The 17,435-nt window shown below is 50.5% G+C and carries 15 protein-coding genes and 1 pseudogene; all 16 read left to right on the top strand.

Annotated elements, in window-relative coordinates:
- Positions 1-317: 317 nt before the first annotated feature.
- The 16 genes and pseudogenes from NNL38_RS16105 to mioC all read left to right on the top strand — a co-directional run bounded on the left by NNL38_RS16105 (position 318) and on the right by mioC (position 17,065).
- Positions 318-1,073, top strand: a complete 756-nt coding sequence (locus tag NNL38_RS16105) for an amino acid ABC transporter substrate-binding protein (RefSeq protein ID WP_439651360.1) — start codon at positions 318-320, stop codon at positions 1,071-1,073.
- 110 nt (positions 1,074-1,183) lie between these two features.
- Positions 1,184-1,855 (top strand): amino acid ABC transporter permease, encoded by a 672-nt coding sequence (locus tag NNL38_RS16100; RefSeq protein WP_255389012.1) that lies wholly within the window; start codon positions 1,184-1,186, stop codon positions 1,853-1,855.
- On the top strand, positions 1,852-2,622 hold the full coding sequence (locus tag NNL38_RS16095; RefSeq protein ID WP_255389010.1) for an amino acid ABC transporter ATP-binding protein: 771 nt from the start codon (positions 1,852-1,854) through the stop codon (positions 2,620-2,622). Before NNL38_RS16100 ends, NNL38_RS16095 begins: the two co-directional genes overlap by 4 nt.
- 152 nt (positions 2,623-2,774) lie before the next feature.
- On the top strand, positions 2,775-2,909 hold the full coding sequence (rpmH, locus tag NNL38_RS16090; RefSeq protein WP_004411068.1) for a 50S ribosomal protein L34: 135 nt from the start codon (positions 2,775-2,777) through the stop codon (positions 2,907-2,909).
- Positions 2,910-2,912: 3 nt separating this feature from the next.
- The gene (gene rnpA / locus NNL38_RS16085; RefSeq protein ID WP_439651359.1) at positions 2,913-3,278 is read left to right on the top strand and encodes a ribonuclease P protein component; all 366 of its coding nucleotides are present in this window, start codon (positions 2,913-2,915) and stop codon (positions 3,276-3,278) included.
- Complete coding sequence (gene yidD / locus NNL38_RS16080; RefSeq protein WP_255389009.1) at positions 3,245-3,502, top strand: membrane protein insertion efficiency factor YidD; 258 nt, start codon at positions 3,245-3,247, stop codon at positions 3,500-3,502. Before rnpA ends, yidD begins: the two co-directional genes overlap by 34 nt.
- A gap of 2 nt (positions 3,503-3,504) precedes the next feature.
- Positions 3,505-5,121 carry a membrane protein insertase YidC gene (gene yidC, locus NNL38_RS16075; RefSeq protein WP_255389008.1) on the top strand — a complete coding sequence of 539 codons (1,617 nt, stop codon included), beginning with the start codon at positions 3,505-3,507 and terminating at the stop codon, positions 5,119-5,121.
- Positions 5,122-5,272: 151 nt separating this feature from the next.
- Complete coding sequence (gene mnmE, locus NNL38_RS16070) at positions 5,273-6,640, top strand: tRNA uridine-5-carboxymethylaminomethyl(34) synthesis GTPase MnmE (protein ID WP_255390672.1); 1,368 nt, start codon at positions 5,273-5,275, stop codon at positions 6,638-6,640.
- Positions 6,641-6,811: 171 nt separating this feature from the next.
- A pseudogene (locus NNL38_RS16065) lies at positions 6,812-7,261 on the top strand (phage integrase SAM-like domain-containing protein); the annotation flags it as partial.
- 181 nt (positions 7,262-7,442) lie between these two features.
- A complete protein-coding gene (locus NNL38_RS16060) occupies positions 7,443-7,955 on the top strand; it encodes a type II toxin-antitoxin system RelB/DinJ family antitoxin (protein WP_255389006.1) in 513 nt (170 codons plus the stop codon).
- A gap of 69 nt (positions 7,956-8,024) precedes the next feature.
- Positions 8,025-10,007 carry a type I restriction-modification system subunit M gene (locus NNL38_RS16055; RefSeq protein WP_255389005.1) on the top strand — a complete coding sequence of 661 codons (1,983 nt, stop codon included), beginning with the start codon at positions 8,025-8,027 and terminating at the stop codon, positions 10,005-10,007.
- Positions 10,004-11,311, top strand: coding sequence for a restriction endonuclease subunit S (locus NNL38_RS16050; protein ID WP_255389004.1), 1,308 nt, complete (start codon positions 10,004-10,006; stop codon positions 11,309-11,311). The genes NNL38_RS16055 and NNL38_RS16050 overlap by 4 nt, the downstream gene beginning before the upstream one ends.
- Positions 11,311-14,541 (top strand): type I restriction endonuclease subunit R, encoded by a 3,231-nt coding sequence (locus tag NNL38_RS16045; RefSeq protein ID WP_255389003.1) that lies wholly within the window; start codon positions 11,311-11,313, stop codon positions 14,539-14,541. The genes NNL38_RS16050 and NNL38_RS16045 overlap by 1 nt, the downstream gene beginning before the upstream one ends.
- The gene (locus tag NNL38_RS16040; RefSeq protein ID WP_255389002.1) at positions 14,534-15,547 is read left to right on the top strand and encodes a DNA-binding protein; all 1,014 of its coding nucleotides are present in this window, start codon (positions 14,534-14,536) and stop codon (positions 15,545-15,547) included. The genes NNL38_RS16045 and NNL38_RS16040 overlap by 8 nt, the downstream gene beginning before the upstream one ends.
- A gap of 1 nt (position 15,548) precedes the next feature.
- Complete coding sequence (locus NNL38_RS16035; RefSeq protein WP_255389001.1) at positions 15,549-16,019, top strand: type II toxin-antitoxin system death-on-curing family toxin; 471 nt, start codon at positions 15,549-15,551, stop codon at positions 16,017-16,019.
- A gap of 599 nt (positions 16,020-16,618) precedes the next feature.
- Entirely contained in the window at positions 16,619-17,065 is a 447-nt protein-coding gene (gene mioC, locus NNL38_RS16030; RefSeq protein ID WP_255389000.1) for an FMN-binding protein MioC, read from the top strand.
- Positions 17,066-17,435: the final 370 nt, after the last annotated feature.

Below are 17,435 nucleotides of genomic sequence, written 5' to 3'. Positions count from 1 at the left end.
GCTCGACTCCACACTGAAAAGTAAAACACGAAAGGGATGCAATTTTATACCTGCTGGCTTCGGATCGCCAGCAAAGAGATCGCGATCCGGTGAATAAGATCCGACTTATACACACTGATCGCACACCCATTCCAAAGATCAACACAATGTCATCGCCCCTTACCCACAATACTATTCACAACAGGGAGAAGATCGCGGATCCTCATCCGAACCTTTCGTTATGAGTAATAACTCCTCGTTATTAAACGATCCCGGTGTAAAAAGATAGGATTATCAATAAACAAGCCATCCATGACAGCATCTGAGGAGTAAGCTGGATGAAACGCTGGATTAAAACAACCTTCACCGCGGTGGCACTGACGCTGACCGCCAGCCAGGCGGCCATGGCGGCAACCGATGTCAAAGTCGGCATGTCAGGCCGCTACTTCCCGTTTACTTTCGTCAAACAAGACCAGCTGCAAGGCTTTGAAGTCGATCTGTGGAACGAAATCGGCAAGCGCAACGATTACAATGTCGAGTTCGTGACCGCCAACTTCTCCGGCCTGTTCGGCCTGCTGGAAACCGGCCGGATCGACACCATTTCCAACCAGATCACCATCACCAAAGAGCGTCAGGCCAAATACCTGTTCGCCGATCCGTATGTGATTGACGGTGCCCAACTGGTCGTTCGTAAAGGTAACGACAGCATCAAGAGCACCGCCGATCTGGACGGTAAAACCGTCGGGGTGAACCTGGGCTCGAACTACGAGCAACTGCTGCGCGAACTGGACAAAGACGGCAAGATCAACATCAAGACTTATGAAACCGGCATAGAGCACGATGTCGCTCTGGGCCGGACCGATGCCTTCGTGATGGACCGCCTGTCGTCGGTTGAGCTGATCAAAAAAGCCAACCTGCCGCTGCAACTGGCCGGCGAACCGTTCGAGCGCATCGAAAATGCCTGGCCGTTCATGAACAATGAAAAAGGCGAAGCATTGCGTGATGACGTCAATCAAGCCCTGAAATCCATGCGCGAAGACGGCACCCTGGCCGAGATTTCCCAGAAGTGGTTTGACGCCGATATTACCCGCTAAAATTCGCTCAAGACATTTCCCCTCAAAGTTCCATATACTAGAAGGCTCACCGCGAGGTGGGTCTTTTGTCGCTTCTATTCACCCAATTGATTACGGAATACCTGTCTGCTATGGGTTTTGATTTTGACTACATGCTGTCGCTGATGCCGATCCTGCTGAAATATTTGGGCACAACCCTGAATATGGCGGTCTGGGGGCTGCTGTTTGCCTTGGTGCTGGCCCTGGTGCTGGCCCTGCTACGTATCTACCGGGTCCCGGTACTGGATCAGCTCAGCCAGCTCTATATCAGTTTCTTTCGCGGCACGCCGCTACTGGTCCAGCTGTTTCTGCTCTACTACGGCCTGCCGCAGGTTTTTCCGGTATTTGTCGGCTTAGATGCTTTCAGTGCTGCGGTCATCGGCCTGAGCCTGCACTTTGCCGCCTATAAGGCCGAAACCATCCGGGCGGCGATTATCGGTATCGACCGTAGCCAGATGGAAGCCAGCCTGTCGATTGGGATGACCGAACTCCAGGCCATGCGCCGGATCATCCTGCCGCAAGCCAGCCGGGTGGCCCTGCCCTCCTTGATGAACTATTTCATCGATATGATCAAGTCGACGTCGCTGGCCTTTACCCTCGGCGTCGCCGAAATCATGGCCAAGGCCCAGATGGAAGCCTCATCCAGCTTTAAGTTTTTTGAAGCCTTCCTCGCCGTGGCCCTGATTTACTGGGGGATCGTGCTAGTCCTGACCCGGGTCCAGAACTGGGCGGAAACCAAACTCAATAAGGCATACACACGATGATCAAAATGAGTCACCTGGCCAAGCGCTTTGGCGAGACTACGATTTTCTCCGGCATTGATTTAACGATCGAAAAAGGCGAGATTGTGGTGGTGATCGGCCCGTCCGGGACCGGCAAATCAACTCTGCTGCGCTGTCTCAATTTCTTAGAAACCGCCGATGACGGCCAAATCAGCATCGGCGATGTCACCGTCGACTGCCCGCAGGCGGCCAAGCGCGACATCCTGGCCCTGCGCCGCAAGACCGGGTTCGTGTTTCAGAACTACGCCCTGTTTGCCCATCTGACGGCGCGTCAGAACATTGCCGAGGGGCTGATCACCGTCAAAGGCTGGGCCAAGCAGGACGCCTATGCGCGCGCCCAGCAGATCCTCGATGACATCGGCCTGAGTGATAAGGGCGATCACTACCCCGCCGCCCTCTCCGGCGGCCAGCAGCAACGGGTGGGCATTGGCCGGGCGATGGCCCTGGAAGCCGAGCTATTGCTGTTTGACGAGCCGACTTCAGCGCTCGATCCGGAATGGGTCGGCGAGGTGCTGACCCTGATGCAGAAATTGGCCACCCGCCACCAGACCATGCTGGTGGTCACCCATGAAATGCAGTTTGCCCGTGAAGTCGCCGATCGGGTGATCTTTATGGCCGACGGCGAGTTTGTCGAGCAGGGCAAGCCGGATCAGATCTTCACCAACCCACAGGATCCGCGGCTGAAAAAGTTCCTGAACAAGGTCGGGATCCGCGAAGGATCCTTGCACTCAACGTCACAAGCAGTATAATTCAGCGCCCGTAGTTAACTGCGGGCATAATCATTGACTATTTTCAGGCCAGTGATTACAATTCCGCCTCTTTGTAAAGAGGCCCGATGCTTTGCCGTCGGAACTCGGAAACAAAAACTTAAAAACTGATCAGTTAATTTAAGGTAAAACCCATGAAACGCACTTTTCAACCTTCAGTTCTAAAGCGCAAGCGTACTCACGGTTTCCGTGCACGCATGGCTACTAAGAACGGTCGCGCAACAATCAACGCACGTCGCGCGAAAGGCCGTAAGCGTCTGTCTAAGTAATCTTTGATTATTTTGAGTAAGCACGCTTTCTCTCGGGAGTTACGTCTGTTAACTCCCGAACATTATAAAAACGTCTTCCAGCAAGCTCACCGTGCTGGCTCTCCACACTTAACCATTCTTGCCCGCCCTAACGGCCTTGACCATCCACGCCTCGGTTTGGCTGTCCCGAAAAAACAGATCAAAACTGCTGTCGGCAGAAACAAGTTCAAACGCCTTGTCCGCGAAAGCTTTCGCTGCAAGCAAGCCGATCTGCCAGCCTGTGATTTTGTCGTTATTGCCAAGAAAAGTGCCCAGGAGCTGAGCAATGAAGAGCTCTATAAGTTGCTAGATAAGCTATGGCATCGCCTGTCTCGCCGCTCGCGTGGCTAGTCATTAGACTAGTCCGCTTTTACCAACTGGCCATCAGTCCGCTTATCGGACCACGCTGCCGTTTTACCCCGACCTGTTCCCAGTACGCGGTTGAATCAATAAAAGCGCATGGAGCGTTAAAAGGTTGTTGGTTCGCGACGAAACGTCTATTAAGATGTCATCCTTTAACTAACGGGGGTTATGACCCCGTTCCGCCAACCAAGCATAACGACAGAGATAAGTAACGATGGATTCCCAACGCAATATTCTGTTAATTGCCCTACTGTTTGTCTCGTTCCTGCTGTATCAGCAGTGGACCATGGACAATGCCCCTCAACCACAAGGACAGGGTGTAGCGCAACAAGTCAACAACAGTGGTGATGTACCTTCACATTCCGGTGATGGCCAGCCAATTACTGACCAAGACACATCTGATAACCTGATCACCATTAACACCGATGTACTGGCGCTAACAGTCGATACGCTTGGCGGTGACGTTCTTGAAGCCAAACTGCTGGCTTATGACAACGAACTCGATTCCGAAGACCCGTTTGTCCTGCTGAAAAACGAAGCTGGCCACATCTTTAATGCCCAGTCGGGTCTGATTGGTGCCAACGGGATTGACACCACGGCCGGCCGCGCCCAACTGCGCGTGAGCGCTGACAGCTTCACCCTAGCGGACGGCCAGGACGAGCTGCGCGTGCCGATGACCTACAGCAAAGACGGCATTGAGTACACCAAAACTTACATCCTCAAGCGCGGCAGCTACGCGGTGGATGTCACCTACACCATCAACAACACAACAGACAACGCCGCCAGCGTGCAGATGTACGCCCAGTTGAAGCAGAACCTGCTCGATGACGGCGGTAACCTGGCGATGCCGACTTATCGTGGCGGTGCCTACTCGGCGGATGACACCAAATACGAGAAGTACAGCTTCGAAGATATGCAGGACAAAAACCTGAATCTGACGATCGCTCAGCAAGGCTGGGCTGCGATGATGCAGCACTACTTCGTGTCTGCCTGGATCCCGCGCACAGACGAAGCAACAAACCTCTACACCCGTACCAGCAACGGCCTGGGTTACATCGGTGTCCGCCTGCCGGTCACCACCATCGCACCGGGTAGTGAGCAAACACTAACTTCAACCCTGTGGGTGGGCCCGAAGCTTCAGGATCAAATGGAAGCCACAGCGCCGAACCTGAACCTGACCGTCGATTACGGTTGGCTGTGGTTCATCGCCAGCCCGCTGCACAGCCTGCTGTCCTTCATTCAGGGACTGGTGGTGAACTGGGGTGTCGCGATCATCATCCTGACCTTCATTGTCCGGGGTGCTATGTACCCGCTGACCAAGGCGCAGTACACCTCGATGGCGAAAATGCGCATGCTGCAGCCGAAACTGCAGGCGATGCGTGAGCGTCTGGGCGACGACCGCCAGCGCATGAGCCAGGAAATGATGGAGCTGTACAAGAAAGAGAAGGTCAACCCGCTGGGTGGCTGTCTGCCAATCTTGCTGCAAATGCCAATCTTCATCGCCCTGTACTGGGCCCTAATGGAGTCGGTTGAACTGCGTCACGCGCCATTCTTCGCCTGGATTCACGATCTGTCAGCCCAGGATCCGTACTATGTCCTGCCGCTGCTGATGGGTGTGACCATGTTCCTGATCCAGAAGATGAGCCCGACCACCATCACGGATCCGATGCAGCAGAAGATCATGACCTTCATGCCGGTGATGTTCACCTTCTTCTTCCTGTGGTTCCCGTCCGGCCTGGTGCTGTACTGGCTGGTCTCGAACATCGTGACGCTGATCCAGCAAACGCTGATCTACCGTTCGCTGGAGAAGCAGGGATTGCATTCCAAGTAATCTAGCCTCGCGCAAGACCAAGAAGGCGGCCCCGGGGTCGCCTTCTTTCGTTTCGAAGATGCCTGTTTCATTGCGATCACTGGGCAATCCCCCCAACTCTGATTACAATTGCAGCATCATAACCACGCTATTGTTAAGCCAAGCTCTCATGATGAACGAACATACGGATACCATTGTTGCCCAAGCCACCCCACCGGGACGTGGCGGCGTCGGTATTATTCGCGTCTCCGGCCCCAAGGCGAAGGACGTCGCCCAGGCCGTCGCCGGACGGGCGCTCAAACCCCGCTTCGCGGAGTACCTCCCCTTCAAAAACGAAGACGGCAGCGCGTTGGATCAGGGCATAGCCCTGTTCTTCCAGGGCCCGAATTCCTTTACCGGTGAAGATGTCCTCGAACTGCAAGGCCACGGCGGCCCGGTGCTGATGGATATGATGATCCGCCGCATCCTGCAAATTGACGGCATTCGCGCCGCACGTCCGGGGGAATTCTCCGAGCGCGCCTTTATGAACGACAAGCTGGATCTGGCCCAGGCCGAGGCGATTGCCGATCTGATTGATGCCAGCTCCGAGGAAGCAGCGAAAAGCGCGTTCCAGTCGCTCCAGGGGGCCTTCTCGACCCGGGTCAATGACCTGGTGGAATCGCTGATCCGCCTGCGGATTTATGTCGAGGCCGCCATCGATTTTCCGGAGGAAGAAATCGACTTTCTCTCCGACGGCAAGGTCAGCGGCGATCTCCATGACATCATCTCACGCCTGGACGACGTGCGGCGCGAAGCCAACCAGGGCGCAATTATCCGCGAAGGGATGAAGGTGGTCATCGCCGGCCGCCCCAATGCCGGCAAATCCAGCCTGCTCAACGCACTGTCCGGGAAAGACAGCGCCATTGTCACCGACATTGCCGGCACCACCCGGGACGTGTTACGCGAGCATATCCACATTGATGGCATGCCGCTTCACATCATCGATACCGCCGGCCTGCGTGAAGCCTCGGATGAAGTGGAACGAATCGGGATCGAGCGCGCCTGGGATGAAATCCGCCAGGCTGATCGGGTGTTGTTTATGGTCGACGGAACCACCACAGAGGCCACCGACCCGGCAGAAATCTGGCCGGACTTTATCGAGCGCCTGCCAGACCATATGGGCCTGACGGTGATCCGCAACAAGGTCGAGCTGACCGGCGAGCCAAGTGGGATCTGCCATGTCAACAATCCAACCCTGATCCGCCTCTCCGCCCGCACCGGCGACGGGGTCGACAGCCTGCGTGAACACCTCAAGGAGTGCATGGGCTTTAGCGGCACCACCGAAGGGGGCTTTATGGCCCGGCGTCGTCACCTCGAAGCGCTGGAGCGCGCTGCAAGCCACCTGGAAACCGGCCGTGACCAGCTCGAAGGTTTCATGGCCGGCGAGATCCTGGCCGAAGAGCTGCGCCTGGCGCAGCAGCACCTCAGTGAGATCACCGGGGAGTTCACCTCCGACGACCTGCTCGGCCGGATCTTTACCTCCTTCTGTATCGGCAAGTAAAGTAGGCAAATAACGGAAAACAACAGCAAGAAACGGCAGATAACACGCTGATTTTATTAGATCGTCATTTGCCGTTTATTTCCATCCGTTGCCGTTAATTGCCAAATCTAGTCCCCAGTTGGCCCCCAATGACATGATAAATGCCGTATTGGGGACCAATTGGGGGCTAAAATGAAAATTTCCATTGAAAAACGAACACTTAGAACTGACGGCACACGCTCACTACGCTTAGTTTATGACTATGGCTACACCACAAATACGCAAGGTGGACGCCAAAATAAACGTAAGCGCAGCTACGAAACCTTAGACCTGTACGTTCACGACAAACCTAAAACACCCACCCAGCGCCAACACAACAAAGAACATATGCTTCTCGCCGAAACCATTAAGAGTAAACGGCTGGTTGAGTGGCAATCCCAAAAGCACGGTTTTGAGGATCGAACCAAGCGTTCAGCTAGCTTCATTGATTACTTTCAACGGCAAGTTGATATCAAAGAACAAACCACCTCAACTTCCAACCATTCGATATGGCTTTCAGCTCGTTAGCACCTGCTGTTCTACTGCGGGAAACATGATCTTAGCTTTGATGAGCTGGATAAAGACTGGTTAGATGGATTCAAACAAACAACTGTACCGCGATTATCCGGTACAGTTAAAACGGTACAAAACGGTACAGTACATCTCCCTCATCCAAAACAATCCCTACACCCATTTATTCTCGCTTTTTTGACCCAAGCACTCGCCACTACACACCAAACCCGCTAAGATACAAAAATTACAATTTGTAGGTTTTGTGAACCATATGATAGCAACCAAGATAGACCCTCAACTACTTGAAAAAGCAACGAGTATCTTTGCTGAATTAGGTTTACCGATTGAGCAGGCCATTAACGTGTTTTTAGCAATGTCCGTTCAGGCCAAAGGCTTTCCGTTTTCTGTTGCCCTTGAAAATGAAGCAGAAGCGCAGGAGGCCTCACACAGCCAAGCACAAAACAAAATCAGCAATGCCGAGATAACCGAAGCTATCCAAGACCTGGTTGAACACGCTCTACCACAGAGTGAAATAGAAAACCTCACGCAGCTAACCTATTGTCGCAACACCTTTGGGTTGTCATTCCCGGTGCTTAAACTGGCTAAATCACCACGGCCAGAAGACATTCGCAGTGCAGCCAAAGATGCCAAAGAGCGAAACCGCTACTCCACCACTAAAGTGGCCCAGCGAGATGAAAAAACCTACGTGATTTGCACCCAATGGACCGACAGGCACCGCAATGCGTTTTGTCGTTGGCAAGCCATCTTTAGCCGAAATGCTTAACTAGCTGGTAAAACAACAACAAAGCAACAAACTGATTTTTAACGATTTAACTTTATTTAGGCAGTATCAATGAACTTACAAGACAAAGAACAAAGCGCCAAACTCTCCAGTGCTATTTGGCGTATGGCAGATGACCTATGGGGTGATTTCAAACACACCGACTTTGCACGCATCATCCTGCCTTTTTTGCTACTGCGTCGTATTGAATGCGTGTTGGAACCCACCCGTGAAGAAGTACGCAAGTTCTATCTGGCCGAGAAACAATCGGGCATTGACCTTGGTTTAGTGTTGCCAGAAGTTGCGGGATTCGCCTTTTACAACACCAGTGAATACAGCCTAGAAACCTTAGGTGCATCAGACACAGGCGACAACCTAAAACACTACATCAGCCAGTTCAGCAAAAACGTTCGTACGATCTTTGATGAGTTTAAATTTGGTCAAACCATAGAAGATCTGGAAAAAGCCAAGCTGCTTTATCGCATGGTGAGCTACTTTGCCAATCTCGACCTACATCCTGATGTGGTGTCTGATCGCGTCTTGTCAGATGCCTATGAAGAGCTTATTTTTAAGTTCGCCAGCTCAGTCAATGAAAAGGCCGGGGAATTCATGACCCCGCGCGATGCCGTTCGCCTTGCCACTAAACTTGTATTAGCGGCAGACGAAGACATCTTTAGTGAAAAGGGCGTGATCCGCACCATCTATGACCCAACCTGTGGTACGGGCGGCTTCCTTTCCGATGCTATCAGCCAAATTGAAGAAATGGGCAGCAGCGCCAAAGTCGTGCCTTTTGGTCAAGAGCTCGACCCCGCGACCCATGCTATGGCGCTGACAAATATGATGATCCGTGGCTTTGATGCCAACAGCATCAAGCAAGGCAACACCCTATCCGACGATCAGTTACGTGCCGATAAGTTCCACTACGGCCTTGCCAACCCGCCTTTTGGCATTAAGTGGGATAAAGCCAAAACCGAAGTGACTAAAGAACACAAAAACCTTGGCTACGCTGGTCGTTTTGGTCCTGGTCTACCAAGTATCTCTGATGGCTCCATGCTGTTCTTGTTGCACTTGGTATCAAAAATGGAAACGCCCGAAAACGGCGGTGGCCGCGTCGGCATCGTGCTCTCTGGATCGCCGCTGTTTAACGGTGATGCAGGCTCAGGCCCATCAGAAATCCGCCGTTGGCTGCTAGAACAAGACTTGGTAGAAGCGATTGTTGCCCTGCCAACCGATATGTTCTTCAACACCGGAATTGGCACCTACATCTGGATTTTGTCTAACCATAAAGAGGCAAGACGCAAGAACCAAGTACAACTGATTAACTTGGCAGACATCTGGACGCCAATGCGTAAATCGCAAGGCAGTAAGCGCAAATATCTCAGTGATGAACAGATTGACGATATTGTCCGTGCGTACGATGGCTTTGAAGCCAGTGATAACTGCAAGCTCTTTAGCACCACCGATTTTGCCTACCGCAAAGTCACCATTCAACGTCCGCTGCGCGCCAAGCTCAATATTACCGAGGAGGGTATCGCCCAGCTGAAAGACTTAGCGGCGTTCCAAAAGCTCAAACCAGCGCAACAAACCGCTTGGGCACAATACCTTAAAGATAACCTTGGCCTTCAATCTTATGAATGGGCACATTTGGCAACGAAACAAAATCACAATAAAGGTGACTTTGGTAAGTGCCCGAAGGCACTGGCTACGGCCTTAACCGCGCATTTTGTAAAAGTTGATCCGCAATTCGAGCCAGCATTAAATGAAAAAGGCCAAGTGATCGCTGACCCGAAACTCAAAGACACTGAAAGCATTCCCTTTGATCGTGATGTTGAAGATTACTTTGCGCAAGAAGTGCTGCCACATGTGCCGGATGCCTTTATCGATCACTCAGTGCGTGATGAAAAAGACGGTGAAGTGGGCATTGTCGGCTATGAAATTAACTTTAACCGCTATTTCTACCAGTACGTACCGCCACGCGAGTTGGGTGTAATTGACGGTGAGCTAAAAGCATGTGAAGCGCGTATTCAGGCACTGCTGAATGAGGTGGCGGAATGATGCGTCCGTACACTGAGTATCAGCAAAGTGATATTAGTTGGTTAGGGAAGGTTCCTAAGCATTGGACCAAGAATAAATTCAAGTTCCTACTCAACGAAAAAACGAAGACACATAATTTAGAACTACCTTGTGGTTCTATTAGTTTTGGGCACGTCGTGTTCAAAGATTCAGAACGTTTAAGCGAGGAGACAAAGGCTGCATACCAAGAGGTATTGTCCGGAGAGTTTCTCGTCAACCCTCTGAATCTGAACTATGACTTGAAGAGTTTGCGAACAGCATTGGCAGATATCGACGTTATCGTTAGCTCAGGCTATATCGTCCTCAAATCGTTAGGTGTTGTTGATAAAGCCTACCTCAGATGGTTGCTTTATCTGTTTGATGTGCGCCATATGAAAACATTGGGCGCAGGGATAAGACAAACCATTTCTTTCAAAGATATCGCAGATTGTGCTGTTTACATCCCAAACGATTCGGAACAAAAAGCCATAGCGACATTCCTTGATCGCGAAACCCAGCGCATCGACAGTCTGATCGAAGAAAAGCAGACCTTTATTAAGCTACTGAAAGAAAAACGCCAAGCACTGATCAGCCATGTGGTCACTAAGGGGCTTAACCCTAATGTGGAGATGCAGGATTCTGGCATTGAGTGGATTGGGCAAGTGCCGAAGCATTGGGTGGTGAAAAAAATTAAATATGATGTACTCAGCATAGAACAAGGCTGGAGCCCTCAATGTGAAAGTACACCAGTACCGGACGATCACACTTGGGGGGTAGTTAAAGTTGGCTGTGTAAATCGTGGGATTTTTAATCCAGAACAGAACAAAAAACTGCCAGAAGAACTTGAGCCAAGGAAAGAGTACACCATCAAAAAAGGTGATTTACTCGTTTCAAGGGCAAATGCTAAGGAGTGGGTGGGTAGCGCAGCTGTTCCTGACCGTGATTACGATAACCTACTGCTATGCGACAAAATTTACCGAATCAAATTGGACCTAGAGAAAGCTGACCCAGAGTTTTTTGCTTTTTATCTAGCTTCTGACCAAGCACGAGAACAAATTGAAATTGACGCTACTGGCACCAGTAGTTCTATGTTGAATATCGGACAAGGCACCATTTTAAACATGCCTATACCTGCTCCAGAGCTTCCGGAACAACAATCTATAGTGCGAGGTATAAAGAATAAAACCAGTCAAATCGATCGTTTGGTGCTTGAAGTTTTAGATTCAATAGAACTACTCAAAGAACACCGCACATCGCTGATCAGCGCAGTGGTAACAGGGAAAATCGACGTCAGGGAGGCGGTGTAATGGCAGCACATCACGAAGTACATTTTGAACAATATATTACCGAGCAGTTGGTGAGCAATGGCTGGAAAGAAGGCCATTCCAGCCACTATGACCAGCAGAGCGCCATTTACCCGCAAGATGTCATAACTTGGGTAAAGGCCACCCAGCCAGATGCCTGGCACAAGCTGAGTAAACTGCATGGTGCGAATGCCGAGCAGGTGCTACTGGAGCGCTTAGAAAAAGCACTTGCCAGTAAAACAGGTGGCACCATTAATGTATTGCGTAAAGGCTTTACCATTGCAGGTTGCGGCACCATTGCCATGGGCCAACGCAAACCCGAAGATGCGCGCAATGAAGAGCGTATTGCCCGTTATGAGCACAACATTTTGCGCGTGGTGCGCCAACTGAAATATTGCCCGACTCGCGAGTGGGAAATTGACTTGGTGTTCTTTATCAACGGCCTACCCGTAGCCACCGCCGAGCTAAAAACCGATTTCACTCAATCGATAGAATCAGCCATTGCACAGTACAAGCAAGACCGCTTGCCCGTTGACCCAAAAACCAAGCGCAAAGAGCCGCTGTTAACCTTTAAACGCGGTGCAGTGGTGCATTTTGCCATGTCTGATACAGAAATCGCCATGGCGACCAAACTAGCGGGAGAAAACACCTATTTTCTGCCCTTCAATAAAGGTCATGACGGTTCTACCTCTGATTTGCCCGTGCACATCAACTTGCCGGGTGAAGATGGAGAGTATCCGGTCAGCTATTTCTGGCAAGAGATCGCCCAAAAAGATAACTGGCTGCGTATCTTCTACAGCTTCGTGTATGTCGAAACCAAAGAAGTCGCCGATAGCAATGGCAAGGTTCAGCGTAAAGAGACGCAAATTTTCCCCCGTTACCATCAGCTTGATGCGGTAAACAAGATGATTGACGATGCCCGCCAGAATGGCGCAGGCATGCAGTATCTTTGTGAGCACAGCGCAGGCTCAGGCAAAACCTCCACCATCGCATGGACAGCCCATGATTTGATTCGTTTACGCAGCACCGATGGTAAAGCGGTCTTTAAATCCGTGATCATTGTGACCGACCGCACCGTGCTGGATTCGCAGTTGCAAGATGCGGTGCAGCAGCTCGATCATCAATATGGGGTGATCAAGGCCATTGACCGCGAAAAGAGTAGCGAGTCGAAATCAAAACAGCTGACAGAAGCACTGCTAACAGGCACGCCGATCATTGTGGTGACGATTCAAACCTTCCCATATGCATTAGAGGCAATTCTGACCAATCAATCTTTGGCGCAAAGTAACTTTGCTGTGATCATTGATGAGGCTCATACCTCGCAAACTGGCTCTACCGCCAAAGGTTTACGCGCAGCGCTTACGCTAAACCTGAGCCCTCAAGAGTTGGAGCAAATGAGTATTGAGGACATTCTTACTAAGGTGCAAGAAGCGCGTGCCATGCCCAAGAACGTCTCGCACTTTGCTTTTACGGCAACACCCAAGCACAGCACTAAGATGCTGTTTGGTCGCCCGAAAGACCCTAGCCAGCCAGTGTCAGATGAAAACAAACCAGAATCGTTCCACCTCTACACCCAACGTCAGGCCATTGATGAGGGCTTTATTCTCGATGTGCTGGAGAATTACACCCACTACGATACGGCTTACAAAATTGGTGAGAACAATCTGGATGAGAAGCGCGTAGACAGCAAACAAGCCCGTCGCGCTTTGGCTCGTTGGATGTCACTGCACCCAACCACGGTTAGCCAAAAAGTCGAATTCATTATTGAGCACTTCAAAGCCAATATCGCTCACCTTCTGGAAGGTGAAGCCAAAGCCATGGTGGTGACATCAGGCAGGCCGCAGGCAGTGAAATACAAGCTCGCCTTTGATAAGTACATCAAAAAACATGGTATCGAAGGTATTCAAGCCTTGGTTGCCTTCTCAGGCAAAGTACCCGGTAAAGATTTGGGTGATGAAGACAGCCAAGACCCACTGGGGATTGATTTCGACAAAGAGTACACCGAGTACAACTTAAATCCCGACACACATGGGGCTGATCTGCGCCACGAGTTCGAGAAAACCGAATATCGCGTCATGCTAGTCGCCAACAAGTTCCAAACGGGCTTTAACCAACCAAAACTGGTTGCCATGTATTTGGATAAGAAGATCTCAGATGTAGAAGCGGTACAAACTCTATCGCGCCTGAACCGCACCTACCCGGGCAAAGACACCACTTACGTGATTGATTTTGCAAATGAACCGCAGACCATTCTCAATGCGTTCAAAAAGTACGACAAAGGCGCGCAGCTCAACGAAGTGCAAGATGTAAACGTCATCTATGACATCAAAGGGATTCTGGATGAGCAAAGCATCTACAACCATCAAGATTTAGAGTTGTTTAAACAAGCGCGTGGTAAATCTATTCTCGGCCAAGCTCCCGACAAAAAGTCACACGCGCACAAAAAGCTGCTAGCTGCCACACAACGCCCTACCAATGTGTTCAACGTTAAGCTGAAAGAGCTGGTTGATGCTGCAAACCATTGGGATCAGCAATACAACAAAGCGCACCTTGCGGGTGATGAAAAAGCGGCGAACTACGCAGAGTCGCAACGCAGCGAGTTCACCAAGCAGCGCGAAGCACTGATGCGTTTTAAGTCAGATTTGGCTCGATTTGTGAAGCACTACAGCTATATGGCGCAATTGATTGAGTTTGGTGATCCTGAACTGGAAAACTTTGCCGCATTTGCCCATTTGCTATCACGTCGATTGAAAGGGGTAACACCAGAAAACATCGACCTCAGTGCTCTGGTGTTAGAGAAATTCAAAATCAAGTATGACAAAGAGCCAATTCCAGAAGCGGTTAATCAGGTACTTGAGCCTATCCGCCCCAATTACAACGACCCAACCGATCGCGAACAGGCGTTTCTTGCCGATATCATTCGCCGCCTCAACGAACTATTTGGCGATGTCGGCGATGAACCAGGCCGCCGAAACTTTGCCAACGGTACTATTACCCGCGTGACAGAGAACCCGATTGTAGTTGAGCAGGTAGAGAAACATGAGAAGTCGATTGCCCTCAAGGGCGACTTGCCACAGGCGGTGAAGCAAGCTGTCGTGCAGGCTCTGCTGAAAGAAGGCGATATCGCCCGAACGCTACTCAAAGACCCACAGGTAATGGCAAGTTATGTTGAGCTGATTTTTGACATGATGAAGCAAGGTACAACTGGACCACAGGAGAACCAGCATGGCTAAAGATCTCACTGAGTCTTTGCATGACAGGCAAAACATTCTGAATAACCGTTACGCTCTGCAAAAAGCAGAGCAACACCTCGCATTAGGTGGTGTTCAGTTTAATGGTGAAGCGGTGTTCACTAAGCAACAAGTCATGGAATTGTTTGAAATCAGTGAACGTACGATTGAACGCTATTTATCCAGCCATGCAGATGAGTTGAAAAACAATGGCTACCAAATATTAAGAGGCTCAAAACTTAGAGAATTCAAAGCTTTAAGCCATGGTACCGACATCGATGACGGTACCAAAACCAGCGTGTTAGGGATTTTCTCTTTTCGTGCCATTTTGAACCTTGGCATGCTGCTCACTGACAGTGAACGCGCCAAAGAACTGCGCTCTCGTGTACTCGATATTGTGATTGATGTACTCGCAGAACGCGCAGGGGGTCATACCAAGTTCATCAACCAGCGCGATCAAGATTACTTGATGGCGGCGTTCCAGGAGGAAAACTACCGAAAACAGTTTACAGACGCCTTGGACAAATACGTAGACGGTAATAAGTGGAAGTATGGCCGCTTTACTAACCTGATCTACCAAAGCATTTTCCATGAGAATGCAGCGGAGTATAAGAAAATACTCAAGCTGGCCGAAAAGGATAAGATCCGTGAAACCATGTACTCTGAAGTGCTCACGCTTATCGCAAGTTTTGAATCAGGCATCGCTCACGAGCTAGAGCGCCAGAGTACCAGCCTGGGCCGTCCATTGACGCAAAAAGAAGCTGAGCTGCTGTTTGCCAGTTTTGAGCAGCATCCTCTCTTTAGGCCGCTGATAACCGATGCCAGAACAAAAATGGCCAGTAGAGACTTGTGCTTTAGAGATGCTTTGCATGAAAAGCTGGAGGCTTACATTAAATCCGTACCGGAAGCAGACTTTGAACGCTTCCTTGGCGAGAAAAGCAAGTCTCTTGAAGAGCAGCTCAGCGATCCTGAAACATTGGCCGTATTCAAACGTTTGAAGGACCGCTGATATGACCGACGACGCTCAGCCACGGTACTTTTACTTCGATGTGACGTACGCAGTGAGTACCCACGATTGGATCATCGAAAAATCAGGCGGTTTAACGGGAACAAAAGATATCGGTCAACTTGAAAGCCCACTAGAGCATATTCAAAACGACTGGTATTACCCTGAAATCGAAGACAAGCTGACGCACTTAGTGTTTTCCATCAACAAAAACCATGCCTTCAACGATGGCAATAAACGCTCATCTCTGGCACTCGGAGCCTACTTTTTAGAGCTCAACGGATTTGACTACATCGTGCAGCATTTTGTTCGCGAAATGGAAAACATCGCGGTTTGGGTCGCCGATAACGTTATTGATAAAGAGCTACTGCATAAAATCATTAGCTCAATTCTGTATGACGATGAGTATTCTATAGCGTTGAAACTAGAAATTTATGAGGCCGTTCAACGAGCTGAGGAAAACAAGCAGCAATAAGCCATGAGCGACAGCTACGATAGCATATTTGCTCAAGGCCAAGCGGACGAAAATTGAGTTGTTCGATTATTCCGAACAACTGCCAGATCCAATTTGGTTAACACGCGACAACAATTTTCAAGCAGAGAACGCTCGGCCGTTTACCTCCCAATATAAAGTGAACTATCCGGAAATTCCGGATAGTTCATCAAAAGACATTATTTCGATGGCTTTTTGATTCAAATTCCAGCGCGAGTATCAAACCCACCAACCGAAAAGCAACCCAAAAGCACTCTTGCTCACAGGCCATCTCCAAACGCCCCTTCAGTTCCGTCCAGAAAGAAACAGCACCTGCTGCCGAGTGACCGCCAGTTCCCCGCTCGTGGATCTGGCCCCTATCCCCTTTGCAACGATCCCTGAAGCAGGATCCTCCCATCCACGCATACAGCTCGAGGGGCGGATCCTGCCAGACCCCGCCTCAGGGATCCGCGCGGCCATCCGATCCGGATCGCTTGTGTATAACACTGTGGCTGAAAGCTGAAAAAACCCACCAATTGCCGCTTTTCTCCGGCGTCAAAGCCAGTACAATGCCTGTGAATAATTGATGGAGAGAGGGCAACATGAGCCACATTACGCTAATTACCGGCAGCACCCTGGGGGGCGCCGAATACGTTGCGGACCACCTCGCCGAGCTACTGGAGCAAGACGGCCACAGCACCGAGATAGTCAACCAGGCCGATCTGGCAACGCTCAACACCGACAACACCTGGCTGGTGGTCTGCTCCACCCATGGCGCTGGCGAGTATCCGGATAACTTTGTGCCGTTCACCGAGCAGCTGGCCGGCGAGCAACCCGACCTGAGCCCACTGGCATACGGAATCATCGGCCTCGGGGACAGCAGCTATGACACCTTCTGCGCCGCCGCGAAAAACATCGATCAGTTGCTGGGATCTTTAGGCGCCCGCCGCCTGGGAGAGCGATTGGAAATTGATGTGTCGCAGGATCCGGTCCCGGAAGATCCGGCGGAAACCTGGCTGGAAGCCTGGAAAAATAACCTTGGCGATTAAAAAGGCGGCAAAAAATACACCCAAAACAGGTCAAAATTAAACTTTTTTCTGTGGATAACTATAGATCTAAACGGTGATCAACCCATAGTTATCCATTGAATAAGATCCAGGTGCCCGAGGGCTTGTTGATAACTACGCTTTTTGATCCCAGCTAATCCTTACGAAGATCCATGCCGCTCCACAACAAATGATCCTCTCTAACACCATGATCATTAGGATCATTTGACGCTTATCCACACGATCCGATGATCCTAATAGTAGATCCAATAAAAGATCTTTAAAAAGATCTTATATATATTTAAGTGCTTCGATTTCCCGGATCAAATGATCGTCAGGAAAGATTCTCTCAGCCTCAGAAAAAGGATAGAAT

The organism is Photobacterium atrarenae (assembly GCF_024380015.1).
Taxonomy (GTDB): Bacteria; Pseudomonadota; Gammaproteobacteria; order Enterobacterales; family Vibrionaceae; genus Photobacterium; species Photobacterium atrarenae.
This window is presented reverse-complemented; position numbering and strand designations above follow the sequence as displayed.

Excerpts from the sequence above, each read along its gene's own strand:
- mioC (WP_255389000.1), top strand. The coding sequence starts at position 16,619 with ATGAGCCACATTACGCTAATTACCGGCAGCACCCTGGGGGGCGCCGAA.
- NNL38_RS16095 (WP_255389010.1), top strand. The coding sequence starts at position 1,852 with ATGATCAAAATGAGTCACCTGGCCAAGCGCTTTGGCGAGACTACGATT.
- yidD (WP_255389009.1), top strand. The coding sequence starts at position 3,245 with ATGGCATCGCCTGTCTCGCCGCTCGCGTGGCTAGTCATTAGACTAGTC.
- mnmE (WP_255390672.1), top strand. The coding sequence starts at position 5,273 with ATGAACGAACATACGGATACCATTGTTGCCCAAGCCACCCCACCGGGA.
- NNL38_RS16105 (WP_439651360.1), top strand. The coding sequence starts at position 318 with ATGAAACGCTGGATTAAAACAACCTTCACCGCGGTGGCACTGACGCTG.
- rpmH (WP_004411068.1), top strand. The coding sequence starts at position 2,775 with ATGAAACGCACTTTTCAACCTTCAGTTCTAAAGCGCAAGCGTACTCAC.
- yidC (WP_255389008.1), top strand. The coding sequence starts at position 3,505 with ATGGATTCCCAACGCAATATTCTGTTAATTGCCCTACTGTTTGTCTCG.
- NNL38_RS16040 (WP_255389002.1), top strand. The coding sequence starts at position 14,534 with ATGGCTAAAGATCTCACTGAGTCTTTGCATGACAGGCAAAACATTCTG.
- NNL38_RS16035 (WP_255389001.1), top strand. The coding sequence starts at position 15,549 with ATGACCGACGACGCTCAGCCACGGTACTTTTACTTCGATGTGACGTAC.
- NNL38_RS16050 (WP_255389004.1), top strand. The coding sequence starts at position 10,004 with ATGATGCGTCCGTACACTGAGTATCAGCAAAGTGATATTAGTTGGTTA.
- NNL38_RS16045 (WP_255389003.1), top strand. The coding sequence starts at position 11,311 with ATGGCAGCACATCACGAAGTACATTTTGAACAATATATTACCGAGCAG.
- NNL38_RS16060 (WP_255389006.1), top strand. The coding sequence starts at position 7,443 with ATGATAGCAACCAAGATAGACCCTCAACTACTTGAAAAAGCAACGAGT.
- NNL38_RS16100 (WP_255389012.1), top strand. The coding sequence starts at position 1,184 with ATGGGTTTTGATTTTGACTACATGCTGTCGCTGATGCCGATCCTGCTG.
- NNL38_RS16055 (WP_255389005.1), top strand. The coding sequence starts at position 8,025 with ATGAACTTACAAGACAAAGAACAAAGCGCCAAACTCTCCAGTGCTATT.